Genomic DNA, 21,670 nt, shown 5'->3' on the forward strand with positions numbered 1-21,670 from the left:
GCAGTGAACGGAGACAAGGCAGTGGTGAATTCGATGGTGCGACGGCTCGCTCTCGCGGTGGCGCTCGCCGCCACGGGCCTGCCCATCGTCGCGACGGCGCACGCGGCCCCGGACCTGGTCGCCGCCGGCGCGATGGCGGAGGCACGTCCGGCACCGAACGGTTCGTTCGCGGTGGCGGCGGCCGCGAAGGGGCCCGGCAAGGTGATCGACCTGACCGTGCACTCGGCGGCGATGAACCGCGCGGTCACCGTCGCGGTCATCCCCGCCGCCGATCCCACGGCGCCTGCGGGCTCGCTGTATCTGATCAACGGAGTCGACGGTGGTACCGACACCCCCGACTGGCGGGAGGGCAGCAACTGGTTCACCAAGACCGACGCCATCGAATTCTTCGGTGCGAAACAGGCGAACATCGTCATGCCGATCGGCGGTGCGGGCACCTTCTACACCGACTGGCAGACCGACGATCCCGGCACCGGACGCAACCGCTGGCTGACCTTCCTCACCACCGAACTCCCGCCGATCATCGACTCGGCCTTCCACGGCACCGGCCGCGACGCGGTCGCCGGTCTGTCGATGGCCAGCTCGGCGGTGTTCCGGATGGCACAGGAAGCGCCACAACGGTTTCAGATGGTCGGCTCGTTCAGCGGGTGCATCCAGACCAGTAACCCGGCCGGTCAAGCGATGGTGGCCTCGATCGTCACCGCGCGGCGCGGCAACCCGCTGAACATGTGGGGCCCACCCACCGATCCGGCCTGGACAGCCAACGACGCGGCCCTCAACGCCGAGAAGCTGCGCGGTGTTCAGGTGTATGTCAGTACCGGCAACGGTCTGCCGGGCCCGCTGGACACCTTGACCGGCCCCGGCGTCAAGAGCAGTCCGATGAAACTGCTCGATCAGCTGCTCATCGGCGGCGTGCTCGACGGGATCACCGTGGTGTGCACCGCGTTGTTGCGCGATCGACTTGCCGCCCTTGATATCCCGGCGACCTTCGACTTCCGCCCGGCGGGCACGCATTCCTGGGGTTACTGGGAGCAGGACATGCACACCTACTGGGAACGCGCCGCCGCACTGCTCGTGCCCTAGAACGCATGGGGCCCGACCTCCTGCTTAGTTGAACGATGGTACAACTAGTACGATAGTTCAATTAGTTCGAGGAGGCGGCGCGATGAGCGCGAGACAGTCGGCTGGACGGCGTGAATGGGGCGGTCTCGCACTGTTGGCATTGCCGACCATGCTGCTGGGGCTCGATGTGACGGCTCTGTACCTGGTGGTACCGAGCTTGGCCGTCGACCTCGATCCGACCGCGACCGAGACGCTGTGGATCATGGATGCCTACGGCTTCTTCATCGCCGGGCTCCTGATCACGATGGGAACGTGGGGCGACCGAATCGGACGGCGCCGGTTGCTGATGATCGGAGTGGCGGCATTCGCCGCGGCCTCGGTCTCGGTGGCATTCGCTCCAACGGCCCTGTGGTTGATCGCGGCACGTGCGCTACTCGGCGTGGCGGGAGCGACGCTGATGCCCTCGACCCTGTCCCTGATCAGCACCATGTTCACCGACGCCAGGCAACGCGCGTCGGCCATCGGGGTGTGGGCGACCATGTTCGCGTTGGGGATGGCCGCGGGCCCGATCGTGGGTGGGGCGCTGAGCGCCGCCTTCTGGTGGGGTGCGGTCTTTCTCATCGCGGTCCCGGTCGCAGCGCTGGTGCTGGCCGGTGCACCGGCGCTGCTTCCGGAGCGCCGGACACGTGCCGGTCGGCTCGACCTGCTCAGCGTCGGGTTGTCGCTGGCCGCGCTGCTGCCCATCATCTACGCGATCAAGCACGCCGCCGACCACGGCGTCGACCTCCAGGCCGTGGGAGCAGGCCTGGTCGGCGGCGCCGCCGCCGTCGCGTTCGTCCGTCGTCAGTTGCGCCTTGCCGAGCCGCTGCTCGACATGAAGCTGTTCACCAGCCGAGCCTTCTCCGCGGCCCTGTCCGTGTTGTTGATCGGCTTGGTCGGGTTCGGTGGCGTGATGTTCCTGGTCACCCAGTACTTGCAGCTCGTCGCGGACCTCTCGCCGATGGCCGCTGGGCTGTGGATGGGCCCGCCCGCGTTGGCCATGCTCGTCGGGGCCATCGGGGCACCGCTCGTGGCCGCCCGCATCTCACCAGGAGTGGTCATGGCGGCCACGTTGACACTGTCGCTGGCCGGATACACGCTGTTGGCGCTCGCCGGGACCGACAGCACGCGTGCCGTCGTCACCGGCTTTGCCCTTGTCTACCTCGGGCTCGGGGTCATCGCCGCGCTGGGCACCGATATCGTCGTCGGCGCGACACCACCGGAAAAGGCCGGGTCGGCGGCCGCGCTGTCGGAGACCGTCCAAGAGCTCGGGATCGCCGTCGGCGTCGCGCTCCTCGGCAGTTTCACCGCCGCGGTCTATCACCGCGACATCGAGGTCCCCGCCGGATTGTCGGCACCGGTGGCCGAAACCTACAGCAACAGCCTGTCCGGAGCCTCGTCCCTGTCGAACCAGATATCGGCCGACGCACTCGACCACGCGCGAACCGTGTTCACCGGCGGACTCAACACCGCGTCTCTCGCAGCGGGTATCGCCGTCGCGGTCGCTGCCCTCACCTGCTTCGTCACGCTGCGGCACCTGCGGCCACTCGGCGCCGACGACCGTGCGGCGGAGCCGGTAGTCTCCACATCCGGGAGTGAGCGATGACGGAGAAAGCGATCGAGACCGAGCAGGACACCGCCGACGGTCGCACACTGCGCGGCCGACGCCGACGAGCGCAGATCCTCGAGGCCACGCTCGAGATCGTCCGCCGCGACGGAGCAACGGGCGTCACCCATCGCACCGTCGCCAAAGAGGCTGGGATCACGACCAGCCTGACCCTCTACTACTTCGCCACCCTGGACGATCTGTTGATAGCTGCCCTGACCAGCGTCACAGAGGCGTACACACTGCGCATCCGTGAACTCGTCGACACCGATGACGACCCACTCAGCGGCCTCGCCGAGCTCATCGCCGAATCCGCCGGATCCGGACGTGAGCGAGCGCTCGCGGAGCGGGAGCTGTCGACCCTCGCGGCACGCCGGCCCGCCCTGCGACCGGTCGCGCGCCGCTGGCGCGACAATGTCGCCGAACTCGCCCGAACACAGACTGACGACCCCGAGGCGATCGAGGCCGTCGTCGCTCTGTCCGACGGCCTGTGCACCGCCATCCTCCTCAACGACGGCGCGGCCGACCCCGATCACATCCGGGCAGTTCTCCGCACAGCCCTCCGGGGAAGCACGCGCGGATGATCGGCACGTAGTTGTACGGCGAGACGCTGCGCAACCAATAGCCCAGTCGCCGGGGCGGTTACACCGGTACTTCGTCGCGGGCTTGGAGGTCGGCGAGGACCCGGCGCAGAAGTTGTTCGGCGCGGATGCGTTGCCAGCCCAGCATCGCGTGCGGGCTGAACCTGGCCTCCTCGAACAGGGCGACCAGTTCGTGTGCGCCGTCGTCGTGCAGCACACCGCTGTCGAAAGCGCGCTCCAGCACTTCTCTCGGGGTGTCCGAAATCAACGGCGCCGCAGCACGATCCGCGGCCAACCCGGCCTCCATCGCCACATAGCAGGCGATCACCGCGGTGCGCGCATCCTGACCCGGCGCGTTCATCGCGGCCAGACCCATCTCGGCTGCCCTGGTGAGCGAGTCGACCGTGCTCGACACCTCCTCCTCGGTCAGTTCCACCCCATCGACCACGGGCGGGCGCCGCCCGGTGACAGTGGCACCGACGAGACCGACCAGCGCGATGCCGATCAGCACGATCGCCAGACCCACCGCCCCCAGCAACGCCATCCCACTCAATCGTGACGAGTCGACCGCCGAGTCGACCACCTGGATGTCGACCGCGTCCGGCACCGGCGGTGTCCCCTCGTCGATCAGAGGTCTCGCCGAAGGCTGACGCCTGGCACCGGGCAAGACGAACAGCATGGTGATCCCGACCGCGAACGTCAGTGCGACGGCACTTAGCGCTACCGGAACCAGCACCGCGAACCGCTTGAACGACAAGCGAACCCTGAGGCCGCGTTCGACAGCGGGCATCGCCAACGGCAGCCGATGCTGACTGACGACGACCCCCGCCAGCAAGATCACTACCGAAACCAGCAGTAACACCGGCATCAATGCGACAGCCACCGGCGAAGGCGCGCCGGTTTCACCGGGAACGACCGTCCCAGGTAAACGCCCGTGCAGCGCGATAATCGCCGCGACAATCAATGCGACCGCCGCGACCAATCGACCTACTGGCGCCAATATTTTTCCCACAGCCCTACCGCCGAACCCCTGGAAGCCACCTGAAATGCCCACATAGTGGCATTTCCCCCGCGCACCAGGAACCGACCGCACAAGATTTGGTCGAACTCCCTCAGTATTCCGACGATTCCTTGTACACCACAACATTTTATTACCCCGAGGCAATGAATATTGCGGGGCCGATCGTCGGCCTCGCGCCTTCCTGGTGGGTCAGGCGACTGGAAAGCGGGCGGCATTCGCGTGCGCCCAGTCGCTGAACGTGGTGGCGGGGTGGCCGGTGATGTCTGCAACGCTGGTGGTGGGCAGGGATTCCGGGGGTGGGGTGAAGTCGATGAGGACATTGTCGACGTACCAGGTGGTGTTGTCACCCATGGTCGGTTGCAGGGCGGCGATGGTTTCCTCGCGGGTGGAGGTGCGGAAGGTGATATCGCGGTCGAGGGCATCGGCGAGGTGAGCCACCAGGTCGGCGCGGGTGAGGATCTCCGGGCCCGCGAGCGAGTGTGCGCGGCCGACGTGGCCGTCGGTCAGCAGTGCGGTCGCGGCAACGGCGGCAATGTCTTTCATGGCGATGGGCGCGGTCGCAGTGCCGGGGTGCGGTTCCCGGACGGCGCCGGTTTCGCGGATCTGCTGGGACCAGGTCAGCGTGTTCTCCATGAAATCGGCCGGCCACAGATGGGTCCAGGCCAGGCCGCTGCCCTCCACCGCGTCACACACACTGCCCCACCAGCTTTCGGGCTCACCGGACAGATCGACGACGTGCCGCACACCGGCGGCCCGCGCCAGCTCGAGCACCTCGGTGACGTTGTCCGGCGACGGTGCCAGATACATCCGATCGACACCCTCGAATGCCGCGGGCAAGCTGTCCGGTCGACCCAGATGCCCTCGGGCCACCTGAACCTCGGCGGGCAGTGCCGCTCTGCTCGGGTTGATGGTGAGCGCGCGGATGTCGCTCGCACCTCGCGCGATCAGCTGGTCCACGACCATGCGCCCGATATTGGCCGTCGCCCCGGTCACCAGGATTGTCATCGGTTTCCCTCCGTCTCGGATCGTTGAATCATTCGATCCTGCCAACGAAATCCGACCGGCGCACATGGCAATTTTCGACGAAATCTCCGGATCGGCGGTCGAGGACGACGGTGGCGTCGCGCCCGGAGCATCGGAAAATTTCCGGTAACCGTACCGATATCTATGGTGTGGCAATGTCATTCATCATTTATGTCGATGTGATGATGTTTTTACGGTATCACCGCTGGTGGGTTCCACGGAATCGTCGGCGATGCGAAAATGTCCTCGGACCGAGATCCGGTCCGGCAGAGGATGTTCCGCCGGATCAGGCGGGCAGACTGGAGGGGCAGGATGCAATTCTCACGAATCGGCGTAGTAGCCGTTCTCGCAGCAGGAACCGTCGGTTTCGCGGCCACTACCACCGCGCAGGCCGCACCGTCAGCCACGGTTCCGATCGTGCACGGTGTCGATGGCGGCGTGGCGTTCACCGCGAGCCCGCTGGCTGATGGCTCCGGGCTCACCGTGTCCGCTCCCGGCGGCACGTTCGCTCTAGCCGGTGGTGCGGTCACCTTGACCGACTCCGCAGGCCGGGTGGTCGCCGCCCTGCCGACCCGCATCATCACGGGCGCAGGCGATTTCGACCTGGTCGCGGGCATTTCCGCCGACGGCCGTTCCGCGACACTGAGTCCCACCGCCGCACCGGCCGTCGTCAATGCCAATATGGCCGACTTCGTCGACGCGGCCAGTGACGCCCAGGCTCGCAAGCAGCACAACGCGGGCATCGGCGCCCTGATCGGCGCGGGCATCGGCGCGGTGCTCGGCTTCTTCCTCGGCGGAGTCGGCGCACTGGTAACCATCCCGATCGGTGCGGGCATCGGCGCCCTCATCGGCTACTCGACGCCGTAACGGCACGCGTGGTGGCCGACCCGCGCGGTCGGCCACCACGCGCCCGTCAGCTCAGCAGGCATTCGCACTCCACCGGCCGCCGCATGACAGATGTCATGCCGCACCCGTGACGCTGTCACTGGAAATGATGTTGTCGCGCACTGTTTCTCGGCATTCGAGCCGACGAACATTGTGCATGTTCCTCGCACAACATCTTTCTCGCGCAACAGCTTGGAGAGCACAATGCCTGTTTCCCCGCACGAGCCCGACGAGACTTCCTCGCCCATACCGTCTGCCGATCCGACACAGAAGCTGATCGATCAGCTCGGTGGCACGACCGGCATGATCTACACGGCCATCCCGATCATCGCGTTCGTCACGGCGAACGCACTGGTGGCACTGCCGATCGCCATCGGGTCGGCGGTTGCCCTCGCCCTGGTGATCATGGGAATTCGGATCGCCCGCGGCGAGCCCGCCGTACAGGCGAGCGGCGGACTCACCGGTGTCGTCGTGGCCGGTGGGGTCGCCGCGTGGACCGGCTCGGCAAGCGGGTTCTTCCTGATCGGCATCTGGGCCAGCCTGGCCGGTGCCGTCGTCACACTCGGTTCACTGCTGGCCCGTCGACCGTTGACCGGTTTGCTGTGGAACGCAATGCACGGCAACAAATTCGCTTGGCGGCAGGACCGCCCGTCACTGCGCGCGCACGACCTTGCCACATTCGCCCTCGCCACCCTGTTCGCCACCCGCTACGTCGTCCAGGACTGGCTCTACGACACCGAAGCGGCGGGGTGGCTGGCGACCGCGAAGATCGTCATGGGAACCCCGCTGCTGGCGCTGGCCCTGCTGGTCGTCGTCTGGGCATTCCGCCGCTCGACGAAGCGACTGACCGAAACGGTCCGCGGCACCATTCGAGTGGAGCCCCGAAGCCGCCGACTGCCTCTCATCGAGCGCGACTAAGGTCGGGTTCGTACGGCGGCCGAGTCGAGGAGACCATCATGAACATGTCCGATGAGCGGACGCCCAGCGGTTGGGAAGACATTGTCGCCGCCGATCCGACGCATTCGGGGCGGTATGTGGAGCGGTTTCGGGAGCTCGCTGCGCAAGGGAGCGACATTGTGGGTGAGGCGCGGTTGATCGATGCGATGGTCGGGCGCGGTAGCCGAGTGCTCGACGCGGGCTGCGGGCCGGGGCGGACCGGCGGGTACCTGCACGATGTGGGGCACACGGTGGTCGGGGTCGACGTCGACCCGGTGCTCATCGAAGCGGCGCGGGCGGACCATCCCGGCCCGACATGGCTGGTCGGTGACCTCGCAGAACTGGACCTGCCGGGCGCCGACTTCGACGCCATCGTGTGTGCGGGCAATGTGGTGACGTTTCTCGCCCCGGCTACCCGGGTGGCAGTGCTGACAGGTTTCGCTCGGCATCTGGCTCCGCGAGGACGCGTTGTCATCGGATTCGGAGCGAACCGCGGCTACGAGTTCTCCGAATTCCTGACCGATGCCGAAACTGCCGGTCTCACCGTCGACGTGTTGCTCTCGACCTGGGACCTGCGGCCATTCACCGAAGACTCCGACTTCCTGGTGGCGGTGTTCTCACGCGCGAACTCCAGCCCCGACGCCCGAACCTGACCCCTGATGGTCACCGACGAGCACGAGATCAGGAGACGCAGGTGCCCGAAGTGACAGCCGACGAGGTGATGGCCGAACTGGCCGGGCTCGATGATCCGAAGATGCGCGCGGTCAACACCAAGCACGGTGACGACCACGGTGTGAACCTCACGAAATTGCGTGCGATAGCCAAGCGGCTCAAGACCCAACCCGCACTCGCACAACAACTCTGGGACACCGATGACACCGCGGCGAAACTCCTCGCCCTGCTGATCTGTCGCCCGAGAGCATTCGATCGCGACCAACTCGACACGATGCTGCGCGAGGCACGAACCCCCAAGGTCCACGATTGGCTCGTCGCCTATATCGTGAAGAAGAACCCGCACGCCGAAGAATTACGCACGGCGTGGTTCGCCGATCCGGATCCGGTCGTCGCGAGCGCGGGTTGGGCGCTCACCACCGACCGAGTCGCGAAGAAGCCAGACGGCCTCGACCTCGACAACCTGCTCGACCTCATCGAGTCGGGGATGAAAACCGCACCCGACCGCCTGCAATGGGCGATGAACCACTGCCTGGCCCAGATCGGCATCGACCATCCCGACCACCGCGCCCGCGCTCTCGACATCGGCGAACGCCTCCAGGTCCTGAAGGACTATCCCACGCCCCCTGGCTGCACTTCCCCCTTCGCACCCACCTGGATCACCGAGATCGTGCGCAGGCAGAACACCTAGAGGCGGCGGATCGCCGACGCCTGCGCGGCCCGCGGAGCTCATCGCCCGTCGGCGGCCGATCACCGTTAGCGTGTCTACATGGCTCAGCGTGTGAACGAGATAGCTGATCGGTTCGTCGAGGAGTACGCGGCCGCGGATCCGGTCACGGCCACCATGTTCGGCATCGCCGGACACGATGATCGCCTCACCGACTATTCGCCTGCCGGTCATGAGGCACGGGCGCAGATCGCGCGAAAAGCGTTGCGCGCCATGCTCGATGCGCAACCTGTCGACAACGGCGAGCGCTCGGCGAAAGCGGTGTTCACCGAACGCGTCGGGCTCGAAGTGCAGATCCATGACGCCGGACTCCCCCTCGCCTCGCTCAACGTGATCGAAAGTCCGGTGCAGAACATTCGGATGGTGTTCGACGTGATGCCCGCGCAGACCGCCGCGGACTGGGCTGTGATCGCGCAGCGTCTCGCGGGGGTACCCGAGGCGCTGGCGGGCGTGCGGGCTTCGCTGCTGGTCGCGGCCGAGCGCGGGCAGATCAGTGCGCTGCGGCAGGTCATCAAGGTCGCCGAACAGGCGGACGCCTGGGCGGGTCCCGGGACCGACACCGGGTTCTTCACCAAGTTTGTCGCCGCCGCGGACGGTGTCGACGGCGCGCCACTGGCGCAATTGCGGCAGGGTGCGCACGCGGCTGAGCGGGCCTATGCCGCCCTCGCCGAGTTCCTGCGCGCCGAGCTCATGCCGGACGCGCCCGCCAAGGACGCCGTCGGCGAGCAGACCTACCGGCTCTGGTCGCGCTATTTCACCGGCGCCGACCTCGACCTGCGGGAAGCCTACGACTGGGGCTGGACGGAATTCGCCCGGCTCGAGGCCGAGATGGTGGCCGTCGCCGCCCGGATCGCACCGGGCGCCTCCCTCACCGAGGCCGCGGCAGTGCTCGACGCCGACCCGAGATACCGGCTGCACGGGCAGGCCGAGCTGCGTGCCTGGCTACAGCAGGTATCCGACGAAGCCTTGGAATCATTGCGCGACAAGCACTTCGAGATCCCCGACGAACTCATGGAACTGGAATGCGCCATCGCACCGCCGGGCGGGGTGGTCGGCGCGTATTACATCGGCCCGACCGCGGACTTCAGCCGTCCCGGCCGCATGACCTGGTCGGTGGAGCCGGACAAAGAGGAATTCGCGACCTGGCGCGAGGTCAGCACGGTCTATCACGAGGGTGTGCCCGGCCATCACCTCCAGATCGCTACCGCGGTACACGAAGCGGATTCGCTGAACACCTACCAGCGATTGATGTCGTTCACTTCCGGGCACGGCGAAGGTTGGGCGCTCTACGCCGAACGCCTCATGCAGGAACTCGGCTACCTCGACGACGACGGTGATCTGTTCGGCATGCTTTCGCAGCAACTGTTCCGCGCCGCCCGCGTGGTCGTCGACATCGGGATGCACCTCGAATGGGAGATTCCGGCCGGCACCGACTTTCACGAGGGCGAGCGGTGGACTCCCGATCTCGGCCTGGAATTCCTGCTGACGCGGACCCTCGAAGACGAGGCCACCGCTCGCGACGAGATCGACCGCTACTTGGGTTGGCCCGGACAAGCACCCGCGTACAAGATCGGCGAACGCCTGTGGCTGACGGCCCGCGAGGAGGCCCGTGCGCGCGCGGGAGCGTCGTTCGATGTGAAGGACTTCCACACGCGCGCTTTGCGATTGGGTGGCATGGGCCTGGACACGATGCGCGAGCAACTCGCCGCGATGGAGTGAGGGCCGCTCAGAACAGACTGGTTTGCGCGGGCTGCGCGACGGCCGTGACCGCGGGGTCGAGCTCGATGCGCCGACCGACGAGCCGAGTGTCGTTGACCAACACGAGTTCGCTGGTGCCCGCGGAGTCTCGGCACGCGATCGTGTGCCCGTGCGCGGTCACCGCGTCGATGAGGTATTCGCCCGGCTCCCCGGCGATTTCGGTGGCGACCGGGAATCGGCCGTGCTCGAGGATGGTGGCGTAGAACTCACGCCCACCGGACCAGGCGATGTCGGTGCGGGTGATGTCGGTGGGCAGCGCGCTCACGGCATGCTCGGCCGCATCGGCGACGGCTGATTCCAGCACCGCCCACGGACGCAACGGCTTCGTCAGGATGCGGGTCTTGGTGACACCGGCCACCGCCTGCCCGATCCCGGCGCGCTCGGTCACCGTCCGTTCGAGATCCCGAACATGAAGTCCGTCCGGCGAATCGGTGATGAATCGAGCGACCAGCGCGCCCTGTTCGAAGAGACGGCGATTGCGTCGCGACGCCGACGCCGTCCCGACCTTGGTCATCCCGTCGCCGAAATACGCGATGTAGAGGTGATGTGGCTGCGACAGGTAGTCGCGGACCTGTTCGGGCAAGGCCGTGAGCGGACCACGATGGCTGTGCACCACCGACCAGCCCTCGGTGATCCGGCACTGCTCACATTGGCGCCCGGCGTCGACCCGTGCGCGCCGAGGGCAGGCCAGCCGCCCACGACGGCCGTTGCCGAACCCGTTGTAGCCCAGGCAGAATCGCCCGGAATCGGTGATCCGGAACGCCAGCCGCGTGCCGACACCGGGCAACAGCTCGGTGGTTCCGTCGTCGCCGAGCAGCTCATAGCACCATCGACCCTGCTCGTCCCAGCGCGTGCCGCAGTAGAGGGCCGTGGAGGTCATGGGTCGAACTTACCCCGGCCGGTCGGTGCCGATCACAAGCCGGCAGCCGAAAAATATCCGAACGCCCAGTAACCTGCGCACGGTTTCGCGCACCGGGGATCGGTCACCTACGTTGAGCGCACAGCAGGGGTGCGAAACTGGTAAGGGGAAACAAATGGACGATCTGGGACTGCTTCTCGACACCGGATTCACTGTGACATCGGCTGTACAGATGGATTTTCTGACACAACAGCTGAAGGTGGCGGTCGAATCCTGCTCGCGTAACGGAATTCCCTTTCCCCGGATATGGGACGAGGTCGAGGACGCACTCGATCTGGTACCGGTTGATATCCCCGTCGAGTGGCGCTCAGAATTACGCCTGTACCTCAGCGATCACGTGATTTCCGCATTCATGAACGTGCCGGCGGGTTCGAAGCCGTCACAGTGCGCCGAGTAGATCTTCGAGGCGGAAGGGCACGTGGCGGACGCGGACGCCGGTGGCGTGGTAGATCGCGTTGCCCACCGCGGCCGCCGAGCCGACGATGCCGATCTCACCGATTCCCTTGCTGCCCATCGGGTTCAGATGAGGGTCGTGTTCGTCGATCCAGCTGACATCGATGTCGCCGATATCGGCGTTGACCGGAATGTGGTACCCGGCGAGGTCATGGTTGACCACCACACCCAGGCGTGGATCGAATTCGCTCTGTTCGAACAGTGCCATCGACAGACCCATGGTCACGGCGCCGATGAATTGCGAGCGGGCCGTGCGCGGATTGATGATCCGGCCCGCACCGAAAACGCTGACCACGCGCGGAACCCGGATCTCGGCGGTGTCGGTGTCCACGCGGACCTCGACGAAGTGCGCGCCGAAGGCGTGTGTCGAGAAATTCTCTCGCCCAGGGTATTCGGGCGCCGCTACCGTGATCTCGGCGCCGTCGGCCGGATCCGGACCGTATCGGTCGAGCAAAGCCCGCGCAGCCGCCACCACGGCCGAGCCCCAGGAGGCCATCCCGGTCGAACCGCCCGCGACCGTCCCCTCGGGTAGGTCGGAATCGCCGATCCGCAGGTCGATGTGGTCGTGGTCGACGCCGAGGGCGTCGGCGGCGATCTGGCCGAGCGCGGTCCAGGTACCGGTGCCGATGTCCACGGCGTCGATGGCGACTTCGTAGCGATCACCGGTCCGACGCACCCTGGCACTGTTGCCCGGCGCGGTATCGGCCGGATAGGTGGCCGCCGCGACCCCGGACCCGATCAGCCATCGACCCTCGCGCCGCGATCTCGGTGCCGGGTCGCGCTCGGCCCAGCCGAAGCGCTGCGCCCCGCTACGCAGGCATTCCACCAGCCCGCGCGTGGAGAACGGGAGTCCCGATTCCGGGTCGACCTCGGGTTCGTTGTGGATGCGCAACGCGATCGGATCCATGCCGAGGGCGACGGCGAGTTCGTCCATGGCCGTCTCCGCCGCGAACATCCCCGGACAGTGCCCCGGCGCCCGCATCCATGACGAGACGCCGACATCCAGCGCCGCGAACTGGTGGGAGGTCGATCGGTTGGCCGCCGAGTACATCACGCGGCTGACCACCGCGGACGGTTCGGCGAACTCCTTCACCGTGGAGGCCTGCGCGATCGCGTCGTGGGCGATCGCGGTCAAGGTGCCGTCGGGGTGCGCACCGAGGCGGACCCGCTGGCTGGTCGGCGTGCGATAACCGGTAAGGGAGAACAACTGTTGTCTGGTCAGCGGTAGTTTCACCGGTCGCCCGCCGGAAAGTTTCGCGGCCATTGCCGCGAGCACGATATTGGCATGCGGTTCGCCTTTGGACCCGAAGCCACCGCCGACGAAAGGCGCGATCACCCGTACCTGCTCCGGCGCCAACCCGAACAGCGGCGCGATCTCGGCACGCACCACGTGTGGGCCCTGGGTGGAATCGAACAGCACGAGGGAGTCGTCGGTCCAGTGCGCGATGGTGGCGTGCGGTTCCATCGGATTGTTGTGGACCATCGCGGTGGTGTAGGTGTGGTCGATCGTGACCGGGGCGATGGCCATGGCCGCGTCCACGTCACCGATCGAGGTGTCGGCGGGAAAGCCGCCGCTCACCTCTTCGGGGGTGTAGAGGTCGGCGCGGTCGGCGCTGAACACGGTGTCGGCAGGCTGTTCGTCATAGGTCACCCGCACCTGGGCGGCAGCTTCGCAGGCCACCTCCTGGCTCGTCGCGATGACGGCGCCGATCACCTGCCCGCGGAAGGCGATCTCGTCGTCCTGCAGGATGAACAGTTCGTTGTTGTCGTCGACGGCCAGCCGGGGAGCATTGCGGTGGGTGAGCACCGCGACGACACCGTCGATCCGCTCGGCCACCGAGGTGTCGATCTCGCGGATCCGGCCTCGAATGATGGTCGACTGCATCACGAAGCCGTACAAGGGATCCGGTTGCGGATGCTCCATCGCGTAGGGCGCGACACCGCGGAGTTTGGCCGGTCCGTCGATGCGGGTGGGTGAGCTGCCGATCGCCGGTGAGTTCACCGTGCCTCACTCAGTTCGCGCAGGGTAGCGACCAGGACGTTGCGCGCCAACGGGATCTTGAAACCGTTCTGACGTTGTGGGCGTGCGTCGGCGAGTTCGGCATCTGCCGCGGCGGCGAAATTCGCCTCGGTGGCAGCGCGCCCGCGCAGTGCGGTCTCGGCGGTCCGCGCTCGCCACGGAGTGTGCGCGACACCGCCGAAGGCGATCCGCACGTCCCGCACGATGCCGTCGGCGATGTCGACGGCGGCCGCCACCGAGACCAGCGCGAACGCGAAGGACGCGCGGTCGCGGACCTTGCGGTAGGTGGAGGTGGTGGCCCAGTCGAGCGCGGGCAGGTCGACGGCGGTGATCAGGTCGCCGTGATCGAGGACGGTATCGCGGTCGGGTTCGTCGCCGGGTAAACGGTACAGGTCGACCAGCGGGATCTCGCGCTCGCCGACGGCCCCGAGCACCCGCACCACCGCGCCCAAGCAGACCATCGCCACCGCCATGTCGGAGGGGTGGGTGGCGATGCACTGGTCGGACGCACCGAGGATGGCATGGTCGCGGTCGAACCCGCCGATCGCCGAGCATCCACTGCCCGGCTCGCGTTTGTTGCACGGCACGGTCGAGTCCTGGAAGTAAGGGCATCTGGTGCGCTGCAACAGGTTTCCGCCGGTGGTGGCGAGGTTGCGCAGTTGGGCGGACGCTCCAGCCAACAGGGCGGCCGACAGCATCGGATAGCGCGCCCTGATGCCCGGATGCGCGGCGAGATCGGCGTTGCGCACGGCCGCGCCGATGCGTACCCCACCGTCCGGAAGTTGGGTCACCTGATCGAACGGCAGTCCGCTGACATCCACCAGTTTGCCGGGCGCGATGATCCCGAGTTTGAGGTGATCGACGAGATTGGTTCCCGCGCCGAGGAATACGGCATCGGGCTCGGCGAGCACCGCGGCGACCGCGTGCCCAGCGTCGGTGGCGCGTTCGTAGGCGAACTCCCTCATCGAGCGACCTCGGCGATCGCCGCGACGATGTTCGGATAGGCGCCACAGCGACACAAGTTGCCGCTCATGCGTTCCCGGATCTCGTCGACGCTCAGTTCGACCTCGGCCAGCTCCGCGGTGACGTGACTCGGCGCACCGGCCTTCACCTCGTCGAGCATGCCGACCGCAGAACAGATCTGGCCGGGCGTGCAATACCCGCACTGGAAGCCGTCGTGTTCGAGGAAGGCCCGCTGGACCGGGTGCAGGTCGTCGCCGTCGGCGAGCCCGTCGGCGGTGACGATCGTCGCTCCGTCGTGGGCGACAGCCAACGCGAGACACAGCGTGGCCCGCCGTCCGTTCAACAGAACCGTGCACGACCCGCACTGCCCGCGATCGCACCCCTTCTTCGGACTGGTGACGCCCAACTGCTCACGCAGGGCGTCCAGCAGGGTCGTGCGGGTGTCGACATCCACCGCCCGCGTCTGCCCATCGACGGTCAAACTGATCTGCGCACGCATCGAACGGCCTCTCGTCGCGCGAACCCGACTTCACCCCGACAAGCGCAGCCGGCCCTTCCGAGCCCGCTACCAACACCTGCGCCACCCTACCGATCCCGCGGTCCGGCTCGCATGCTCCCGACCACATCCGTGGTGGCGTTGCCGATGAATTCCCGCTGCCGGATCCGTCGTATCGGTAGAAGCGGTGGGTCGAGCACGGCCCGTTCCCGGTATCGAGAGGACCACGATCATGCAGTTCGCTACGTCGAAGGATGGCACGGAACTCGCCTATGACGTTTCCGGGAGTGGGCCGGCCTTGGTGTATATCACCGGTGCGACGTGCTTCCGGCGGTTTCTGCCCATCGTCTCCGACGTCAAGCTGTTCGCCACGGAATTCACTGTCTACAACTATGACCGGCGCGGACGTGGGGCCAGTGGGGACGCGCAGCCCTATGCGATCGAGCGCGAGGTCGACGACATCGAGGCGATCATCGATGCCGCGGGTGGGCGCGCGATTCTCTACGGCCACTCGTCTGGGGCTGCGCTGGCGCTCGAAGCGGCGGCGCGGATGCCGGAGAAGATCGACAGGGTCGTGATCTATGACGCGTCCTATGTGCACGACGAGGCCGAACAGGTGTCCTACGCGCGATTGGCGGAACGGGTTCGCGACCGTCTCGCCGGCGCCGAGAACGGTCGAGCGGTGCGGACTTTTCTGCAAGGGATCGGAATGCCACGGGTGTTCATCGCCCTGCTTCCGCTGTTTCCCGGCTGGAAAACCATGAAAGCCCTTGCCCCCACGCTGATGTACGACATCGCCATCACCGAAATCCTGCCGCCGGTTGACCGTTTCACGGGTATCCAGGTCCCGGTGCAGGTGGTGGTCGGCGAGAAGAGTCCGCCCGAACTTCATCAGGTGGCGCGCGCACTGGCCGACGCTGTTCCGCATTCGACCCATCGGATGCTCGCCGGGCAGAACCACATGGTCAGCGCCAAGGCGTTGCTGCCGATATTGACGGATTCCGGGGCGAACGGTTGAGCGTGGCGGCGGTGGGCATGGCCTCGGTGCGGCTGGCATAGACGGGCAGCCATTCGGTGAGGCCTGCGGCGCTGATGATGCGGTCGGTGACCGATGGCACGGGGTTGACCACGCTCATCCGGACCGTACTCCGCTGGGCGCGGGTGGCCATGTCGAGAATCGCCCGGCAGGACATGAAGCTGACGTGCCGGATATCGATCACCAGATGGCCGGACTCCCCCTCGGCTGCCAACGCCTCGTCGAGGACGGTGCGCCACTGGGGCAGGTTGCAGGCGTCGATTTCGCCGTGCACGTGCAGGACTGTGGCTGTGTGATGAAGGGTGACCTCCGTGTGGAGTGTCGAGACGGGTACATCGACCCGAACTGTTTCGTCATCATGGCTGGATTGAGTGTTCACGAGCGCTCGATCCCTCGGCACCGGCAGGTATACGCACTGCCCCGGCCGATCCAGGTGGCTCTAGATCGGCAGGTGATTCCATCAGAGCACGCCGATTCGATGGTGTCACCGATTGTGATGGATCTGATGCACGCGGAAATCACGCTCAGCGGCATCCGTCGAGGGTGGCGTCGGCGATTTCGCTGATCACATCGGCGATCTCGTGCCGTCGGTGCATCGCCGCCAGCTGTCGGCGCGCGCCGTTTCCGCGCTCGCCGATCGCCGCGAGCCCCTCGGTGACGAAGGTGTGGTCACCACAGCGACGCAGTGCGGGTGCGATGTCGTCGACGAGTTCGGCGAGTAGGTCCCGATGCGGAACGACGCGACCGGCGACGAGGTCCAGACCGTTGCCGTCGAGCCCGGAGCGCGCGGCGTTCCAATAGGCGGCCCGCAGGATGTCGCCGGACACCGCCGGCGCGGGGATGCCGTGGGCGATCGCCTCGAGCGCGGTGCAGACCATTCCCCGGATGAGTGCGGCCAGCAGGGCGGATTCCGCCGCGGTCGCCGGCACATCGCTCACCCGGACTTCGACGGTCGGAAAGGTCTCCGACGGGCGAATATCCCAATACACCATCTTGTTGTCGAGAATGCTGCCACTGGCCCGCATCATCGCCACGGTCGATTCGTATTCGCGCAGCGAGGAGAAATACGGTGGCGGGCCCGCGCTGGGCCAACGACGCCACAGGATGCTGCGCCAACTCGCGTAACCGGTCTCACTGCCGCGGTAGATCGCCGAATTCGCGGTCAATGCCAACAGCAACGGCAACCGCGGACGCATATGATTGCCGACCAGTACCGCGGTTTCCCGGTCGGGAACCGCCACGTGCACATGACATCCGCACAGCCCCTGCTCGTGCGCGAGCATGCCGAAGGAATGCGCGATGCGTTGATAGCGCGGTGTGTCGGTGACCGGATAGCCCGCAAAGACGGTCGGCGGCACCGCCACCGCGAGCAAACGGGTGTCGTGCTCGGCGGCACATTCGGCCACCCGGCGCCGCGCGGTCCGCAGTTCCGCCAGCAACTCACCGATATCGGAGTGCACCGTACTACTCGTCTCGACCTGGCAGCTCGTCAATTCCAGCTGCAGATCGATCCCCGCCTTCTTCGCTGTGTCGGCGACCAGCGTGTTCTTCGGCGCGGGCGCGCCGGACTCGGGATCGGTCAGCAGAAATTCCTCTTCGACGCCGACCGTCGGAACATGCGCGGACATTTCCATCACCCTCCCGCACCGATGAGCAGGCCCGGGTCATCGGTCCGGTGAAGGACCGATGACCCGGGCGAAGTGTGGCCGGTCAGTCGCGGAACGCGTCCTTGACCTTCTCGCCCGCGTCCTTCAGGTTCGACTTGGTCTGCTCGCCGCGACCCTCGTTCTCGAGCTTACGGTCGTCGGTGGCACGGCCGGTCGCTTCCTTGGCCTTGCCGGTCAGCTCTTCGGCCTTGTTCTTGGCCTTGTCAGCGATGCTCATGGTTTTCCTTTCAGACGTTCGTCGGCCGGATCATCGACCGTGGGCCGTCCTGGGGACCCATCAGTGGCCTACCCGTGCTCGCAAAGGGCAAACAGGAGACGCGCGAGGTGAATAATCAGTTCATGACCGAACGGGACGACGTATCCATGACAGAGCGCGCTCTGGTCGAGCGCGTGATCGGACTGGGTGACCCGTTGACCGTCGGTCGTTTCCGGTTCCGGTTCGCCACCCGGCAGTGGGAGTGGTCCGACGAGGTCGCGACGATGCACGGATACCCACCCGGCACGGTGCCGACGACCGAAATGCTGCTGTCGCACAAGCACCCTGAGGATCGCGACCGGGTCGCGGCGATGATCACCTCGGTCGAGGACAGCGGCGCGTTCTCCAGCCATCACCGCATCATCGACACGCATGGACGAGTGCGCGACGTGCTGGTGGTGTCGGAACCGCTCGCCGACGTCGACGGGACACCGATCGGCACCGAGGGCTACTACATCGATCTGTCCGACACCGCCGCCGGGTACCGGCGCGAAGCACTCGACACCACCCTGCCCGGAGTGCTTGCGGCGCGGGTGACGATCGAGCAGGCCAAGGGCGCGTTGATGCTCGCCTACGGTGTCAGTGCCGATCAGGCGTTCCGGGTGCTGCGGTGGCGTTCGCAGGAGACCAATGTCAAATTGCGAGTGATCGCGGAGCGGGTGGTGACCGCGTTGCCGACGGTGGCCGACAACGAGGTGCGCCTGCGCACCCGCCTCGACCACGTGCTACTGACCGCGCACGAGGGCGTCCGGGCCGACCCCGTCGGCTAGCGGGGGTTCAAAGGATCGGCGGCACAGGCAACGGGTCGGGGCCGGGAGGGGCAGGTGGCTCACCGGGACCCGGCGGGGTCGGCGGGGCGGGCACCGGGTCGGGGCCGGGCGGGATCGGCGGCGGGGGCACCGGATCCGGGCCGGGAGGCGACGGCGGAGTCGGCACCGGGTCACCCGGGCCCGGCAGGAACGGTTCAGGTGCCGGACCCGGCGGCGCGGGCTCCGGGGGTGCGGGCACGGGGCTCGGCTCGGTGAGCTCGATCGCGAACATCATCGCCTCTTTCTCATCATCAGGTGGTCGGCGTTGCGCGTCCGCAACAGCCATGATGCGGGCCGAGCGCCCATCGCGACGACGTCGTCGGCGTCGCGATGGTGCGCCCGACCAGCTGGCGTGGATCAGGACTCGGCCTCGATGCGCGCCCATGCGCGATGCTCGGCCAGGTCGGCGAGCAGCCCACTGGTCGCCGCCGCGGCATCGGCGACCGTGATGCCAGGGGCATCCGCGTCGATGCCGTCGCGCTCCAGCGCCGCGGCGCCGTCGCCGACCGCGGCGATCGCCTTGCCGTGTCGCCACATCTCCCCGACGAGCAGATCGACCCGCGGATCGATCGGGCTCGCCAGCAGCAGCGCACCGTCGAATTCGACCGACCGCATCGTGGCGAAGGTTCGTGCCACCGGCACGCCGTCGATGACGCCGCCGCGCGCCGCGACGACCATCGGCCTGACCTTCGCCTCCGCCAAGGCGGCCGAAACCTCACCCACCGCATCGGCCGAGACGGTGTCGTCGACCAGCACGGCCACCGTGCGCCCGTCCACCGGGAAACTGCCGCGCCGCTGCGACAACGCGGGGCTCGGCGCGAGATCCACGGGTTCGCCGGTCGGCGCGGGCTTGTCGAGTCCGAGTTGCCCGGCGACGTAGTCGGCCAGCCCGTCGTCGACATTGACCAGCATCTGCAGGGCGCGTTTCTGGACGGTCTCCTTCTCGCACTTGCCGAGTTCGAACGCGAACGCGTCTGCCAGGCGCTGCTGTTCGCCGCTGGTCAGGCTGCGATAGAACATGCGCGGCTGCGAGTAGTGGTCGGCGAACGATACCGAGCCCGCACTGTTGGCTGATGTCCGCAGTTTCGCCGTCGGCGGCGAGATGGGTGTCGGCGATTCGACATAGGCGTCCCCGGCGAAACTCGCCGCGTAGGGACAACCGCCGCCCAGTGAATTCGGTTTGTAGGCAGCGACTCCGGGGTGCACGGCGCTCTGGTGCATACCGTCCCTGGACAGGTCGTTGACCGCGGTGTGCGGGGTATTGATCGGCAACTGGGTGAAGTTGGGGCCGCCGAGCCGACTGATCTGGGTGTCGAGATAGGAGAACAGCCTGCCCTGCAGCAGCGGATCGTCGGTGACCTCGATGCCGGGGACCAGGTGTGTCGGGCAGAACGCGACCTGCTCGGTTTCGGCGAAGAAGTTCTGCGGATTCGCGGTGAGTCGCAGGGTGCCGATCGTCTGCACCGGCGCGAGTTCTTCGGGGACGATCTTGGTCGGGTCGAGCAGATCGATCCCCTCGAAGAGGTGGTCGGGTGTGTCAGGGAATACCTGCACACCGAAATCCCATTCCGGTGACATGCCGGCCGCGATCGTGTCGGCCAGATCCCGGCGATGGAAATCAGGGTCGAACCCGGCCGTCAGCTGTGTTTCCTCCCACAGCATCGAATGCACACCGAGCCGCGGCTTCCAGTGGAATTTCACCAGACTCGTCGTGCCGTCTTCGGCGACCAGCCGGAAGGTGTGGATACCGAAGCCCTCCATCATTCGCAACGAACGCGGCAGCGCACGGTCCGACATGTTCCAGAAGGTGTGTGCGGTCGCCTCGGTGTGCAGGGTGACGAAATCCCAGAAAGTGTCGTGTGCGGATTGCGCCTGCGGGATCTCGCGGTCCGGTTCGGGTTTTCCGGCGTGGATCACGTCGGGGAATTTGATCGCTTCCTGGATGAAGAACACCGGAATGTTGTTGCCGACCAGGTCGTAGACGCCTTCCTCGGTGTAGAACTTCACCGCGAAACCGCGGGTGTCGCGCACCGTATCGGCCGAACCGCGGGAGCCGAGCACCGTGGAGAACCGGACGAAGACCGGGGTGCGCGCGTCGGCGGCCAGGAATTTCGCCCTGGTCAGCGACGCGGCGGCGCCATTGGCGACGAATACTCCGTGCGCGGCGGTGCCGCGGGCGTGCACGACCCGCTCGGGGATGCGCTCGTGGTCGAAGTGGGTGATCTTCTCCCGCAGGTGGAAGTCCTGCAGCAACGTCGGGCCACGCGGACCTGCCTTGAGCGCGTGATCGGTATCGGCCACGCCTGCGCCTTGCGGAGTGGTCAGCCGAGGGCCCTGCTGGGCGCGCACGGACGCGTCGCCGGCAATCGGCGCGCCGGTGGGACCGCGCAACGCGGGACCCTCTTGATCAGGTGCGGGCCCTGCCTGTTCGCACGGCGTCCCCGCGTCCTCGTCGGGCGGAGTCGGTGGGCGCGTGAATTCGGGCGGAATATCGTGGGAGGTCATTGTATTTTGTCATCCCTTCGTCGCACTGAGGACCTTCGTCGCACTGAGGAAAATCAGAGAATCGGTCTGCCGCCGGTGACCGCGAGTCCGGGAAACCCGTGATCGAAGCCCTCCCGGTCGGAAGTACCATCCCCGAGGGACTACCGCGTTATTCGCGCGGTAAACAGCGGTTCAGGGTCGGCTCGTTGGGTATGCGACGAATATGGAGATACTTGCGATCGTGGCCTTGGTCGTGC

Annotated in this window: 22 protein-coding genes; 11 read left to right on the top strand and 11 right to left on the bottom strand. The window is 66.9% G+C overall.

Annotated features, from left to right (window positions below; all coding sequences use genetic code 11):
• Positions 1–3: 3 nt before the first annotated feature.
• The 3 genes from ACLJPD_RS28500 to ACLJPD_RS28510 all read left to right on the top strand — a co-directional run bounded on the left by ACLJPD_RS28500 (position 4) and on the right by ACLJPD_RS28510 (position 3,291).
• The gene (locus ACLJPD_RS28500; RefSeq protein WP_410876235.1) at positions 4–1,083 is read left to right on the top strand and encodes an alpha/beta hydrolase; all 1,080 of its coding nucleotides are present in this window, start codon (positions 4–6) and stop codon (positions 1,081–1,083) included.
• 82 nt (positions 1,084–1,165) lie between these two features.
• Complete coding sequence (locus ACLJPD_RS28505) at positions 1,166–2,707, top strand: MFS transporter (RefSeq protein ID WP_410876236.1); 1,542 nt, start codon at positions 1,166–1,168, stop codon at positions 2,705–2,707.
• Positions 2,704–3,291: a TetR/AcrR family transcriptional regulator gene (locus ACLJPD_RS28510; protein ID WP_410876238.1), complete on the top strand. Its 588-nt coding sequence runs from the start codon at positions 2,704–2,706 to the stop codon at positions 3,289–3,291. The genes ACLJPD_RS28505 and ACLJPD_RS28510 overlap by 4 nt, the downstream gene beginning before the upstream one ends.
• A gap of 58 nt (positions 3,292–3,349) precedes the next feature.
• On the opposite strand, the gene ACLJPD_RS28515 is transcribed toward ACLJPD_RS28510, so the two are convergent.
• Entirely contained in the window at positions 3,350–4,156 is an 807-nt protein-coding gene (locus ACLJPD_RS28515) for a DUF4129 domain-containing protein (RefSeq protein ID WP_410876239.1), read from the bottom strand.
• A 342-nt stretch (positions 4,157–4,498) separates the two neighbouring features.
• On the bottom strand, positions 4,499–5,314 hold the full coding sequence (locus ACLJPD_RS28520) for an NAD(P)H-binding protein (protein WP_410876241.1): 816 nt from the start codon (positions 5,312–5,314) through the stop codon (positions 4,499–4,501).
• A gap of 330 nt (positions 5,315–5,644) precedes the next feature.
• On the opposite strand from ACLJPD_RS28520, the gene ACLJPD_RS28525 reads away from it, so the two are divergent.
• From ACLJPD_RS28525 to ACLJPD_RS28545, 5 genes are all read left to right on the top strand, one after another.
• Positions 5,645–6,199 (top strand): hypothetical protein, encoded by a 555-nt coding sequence (locus ACLJPD_RS28525; RefSeq protein WP_410876242.1) that lies wholly within the window; start codon positions 5,645–5,647, stop codon positions 6,197–6,199.
• A gap of 222 nt (positions 6,200–6,421) precedes the next feature.
• On the top strand, positions 6,422–7,135 hold the full coding sequence (locus ACLJPD_RS28530; RefSeq protein WP_410876243.1) for a DUF3159 domain-containing protein: 714 nt from the start codon (positions 6,422–6,424) through the stop codon (positions 7,133–7,135).
• Positions 7,136–7,173: 38 nt separating this feature from the next.
• The gene (locus ACLJPD_RS28535) at positions 7,174–7,806 is read left to right on the top strand and encodes a class I SAM-dependent methyltransferase (RefSeq protein WP_410876244.1); all 633 of its coding nucleotides are present in this window, start codon (positions 7,174–7,176) and stop codon (positions 7,804–7,806) included.
• Positions 7,807–7,874: 68 nt separating this feature from the next.
• Complete coding sequence (locus tag ACLJPD_RS28540) at positions 7,875–8,516, top strand: DNA alkylation repair protein (protein WP_410876333.1); 642 nt, start codon at positions 7,875–7,877, stop codon at positions 8,514–8,516.
• A gap of 78 nt (positions 8,517–8,594) precedes the next feature.
• On the top strand, positions 8,595–10,271 hold the full coding sequence (locus tag ACLJPD_RS28545) for a DUF885 domain-containing protein (protein ID WP_410876245.1): 1,677 nt from the start codon (positions 8,595–8,597) through the stop codon (positions 10,269–10,271).
• Between the two features lie 7 nt (positions 10,272–10,278).
• Here ACLJPD_RS28545 and ACLJPD_RS28550 read toward each other — a convergent pair whose 3' ends face one another.
• Positions 10,279–11,190, bottom strand: coding sequence for a hypothetical protein (locus ACLJPD_RS28550; RefSeq protein ID WP_410876246.1), 912 nt, complete (start codon positions 11,188–11,190; stop codon positions 10,279–10,281).
• A 154-nt stretch (positions 11,191–11,344) separates the two neighbouring features.
• On the opposite strand from ACLJPD_RS28550, the gene ACLJPD_RS28555 reads away from it, so the two are divergent.
• Positions 11,345–11,626: a hypothetical protein gene (locus ACLJPD_RS28555; protein WP_410876247.1), complete on the top strand. Its 282-nt coding sequence runs from the start codon at positions 11,345–11,347 to the stop codon at positions 11,624–11,626.
• Here the strand turns inward: ACLJPD_RS28555 and ACLJPD_RS28560 are convergent.
• Genes ACLJPD_RS28560 through ACLJPD_RS28570 form a run of 3 tightly spaced genes read right to left on the bottom strand, consistent with a single transcriptional unit; the run spans position 11,609 to position 15,164 of the window.
• Entirely contained in the window at positions 11,609–13,684 is a 2,076-nt protein-coding gene (locus tag ACLJPD_RS28560; protein WP_410876248.1) for a xanthine dehydrogenase family protein molybdopterin-binding subunit, read from the bottom strand. The genes ACLJPD_RS28555 and ACLJPD_RS28560 overlap by 18 nt on opposite strands.
• Complete coding sequence (locus ACLJPD_RS28565; protein WP_410876250.1) at positions 13,681–14,667, bottom strand: FAD binding domain-containing protein; 987 nt, start codon at positions 14,665–14,667, stop codon at positions 13,681–13,683. The genes ACLJPD_RS28560 and ACLJPD_RS28565 overlap by 4 nt, the downstream gene beginning before the upstream one ends.
• A complete protein-coding gene (locus tag ACLJPD_RS28570; RefSeq protein WP_410876251.1) occupies positions 14,664–15,164 on the bottom strand; it encodes a 2Fe-2S iron-sulfur cluster-binding protein in 501 nt (166 codons plus the stop codon). The genes ACLJPD_RS28565 and ACLJPD_RS28570 overlap by 4 nt, the downstream gene beginning before the upstream one ends.
• 229 nt (positions 15,165–15,393) lie before the next feature.
• On the opposite strand from ACLJPD_RS28570, the gene ACLJPD_RS28575 reads away from it, so the two are divergent.
• The gene (locus tag ACLJPD_RS28575; RefSeq protein ID WP_410876252.1) at positions 15,394–16,179 is read left to right on the top strand and encodes an alpha/beta fold hydrolase; all 786 of its coding nucleotides are present in this window, start codon (positions 15,394–15,396) and stop codon (positions 16,177–16,179) included.
• On the opposite strand, the gene ACLJPD_RS28580 is transcribed toward ACLJPD_RS28575, so the two are convergent.
• From ACLJPD_RS28580 to ACLJPD_RS28590, 3 genes are all read right to left on the bottom strand, one after another.
• A complete protein-coding gene (locus tag ACLJPD_RS28580) occupies positions 16,127–16,597 on the bottom strand; it encodes an anti-sigma factor antagonist (RefSeq protein WP_410876253.1) in 471 nt (156 codons plus the stop codon). The genes ACLJPD_RS28575 and ACLJPD_RS28580 overlap by 53 nt on opposite strands.
• A 124-nt stretch (positions 16,598–16,721) precedes the next feature.
• Positions 16,722–17,825, bottom strand: a complete 1,104-nt coding sequence (locus tag ACLJPD_RS28585) for a glutamate--cysteine ligase (protein ID WP_410876254.1) — start codon at positions 17,823–17,825, stop codon at positions 16,722–16,724.
• Between the two features lie 82 nt (positions 17,826–17,907).
• Positions 17,908–18,081 (bottom strand): CsbD family protein, encoded by a 174-nt coding sequence (locus tag ACLJPD_RS28590; protein ID WP_410876255.1) that lies wholly within the window; start codon positions 18,079–18,081, stop codon positions 17,908–17,910.
• Positions 18,082–18,203: 122 nt separating this feature from the next.
• Here ACLJPD_RS28590 and ACLJPD_RS28595 point away from each other — a divergent pair, with 122 nt between their 5' ends.
• On the top strand, positions 18,204–18,890 hold the full coding sequence (locus tag ACLJPD_RS28595) for a PAS and ANTAR domain-containing protein (RefSeq protein ID WP_410876256.1): 687 nt from the start codon (positions 18,204–18,206) through the stop codon (positions 18,888–18,890).
• Between the two features lie 7 nt (positions 18,891–18,897).
• Here ACLJPD_RS28595 and ACLJPD_RS28600 read toward each other — a convergent pair whose 3' ends face one another.
• Positions 18,898–19,164, bottom strand: a complete 267-nt coding sequence (locus tag ACLJPD_RS28600) for a hypothetical protein (protein WP_410876258.1) — start codon at positions 19,162–19,164, stop codon at positions 18,898–18,900.
• 122 nt (positions 19,165–19,286) lie between these two features.
• On the bottom strand, positions 19,287–21,434 hold the full coding sequence (locus tag ACLJPD_RS28605; protein ID WP_410876259.1) for a catalase: 2,148 nt from the start codon (positions 21,432–21,434) through the stop codon (positions 19,287–19,289).
• Between the last annotated feature and the right edge of the window lie 236 nt (positions 21,435–21,670).

Source organism: Nocardia sp. A7 (assembly GCF_046549215.1).
Lineage (GTDB): Bacteria > Actinomycetota > Actinomycetes > Mycobacteriales > Mycobacteriaceae > Nocardia.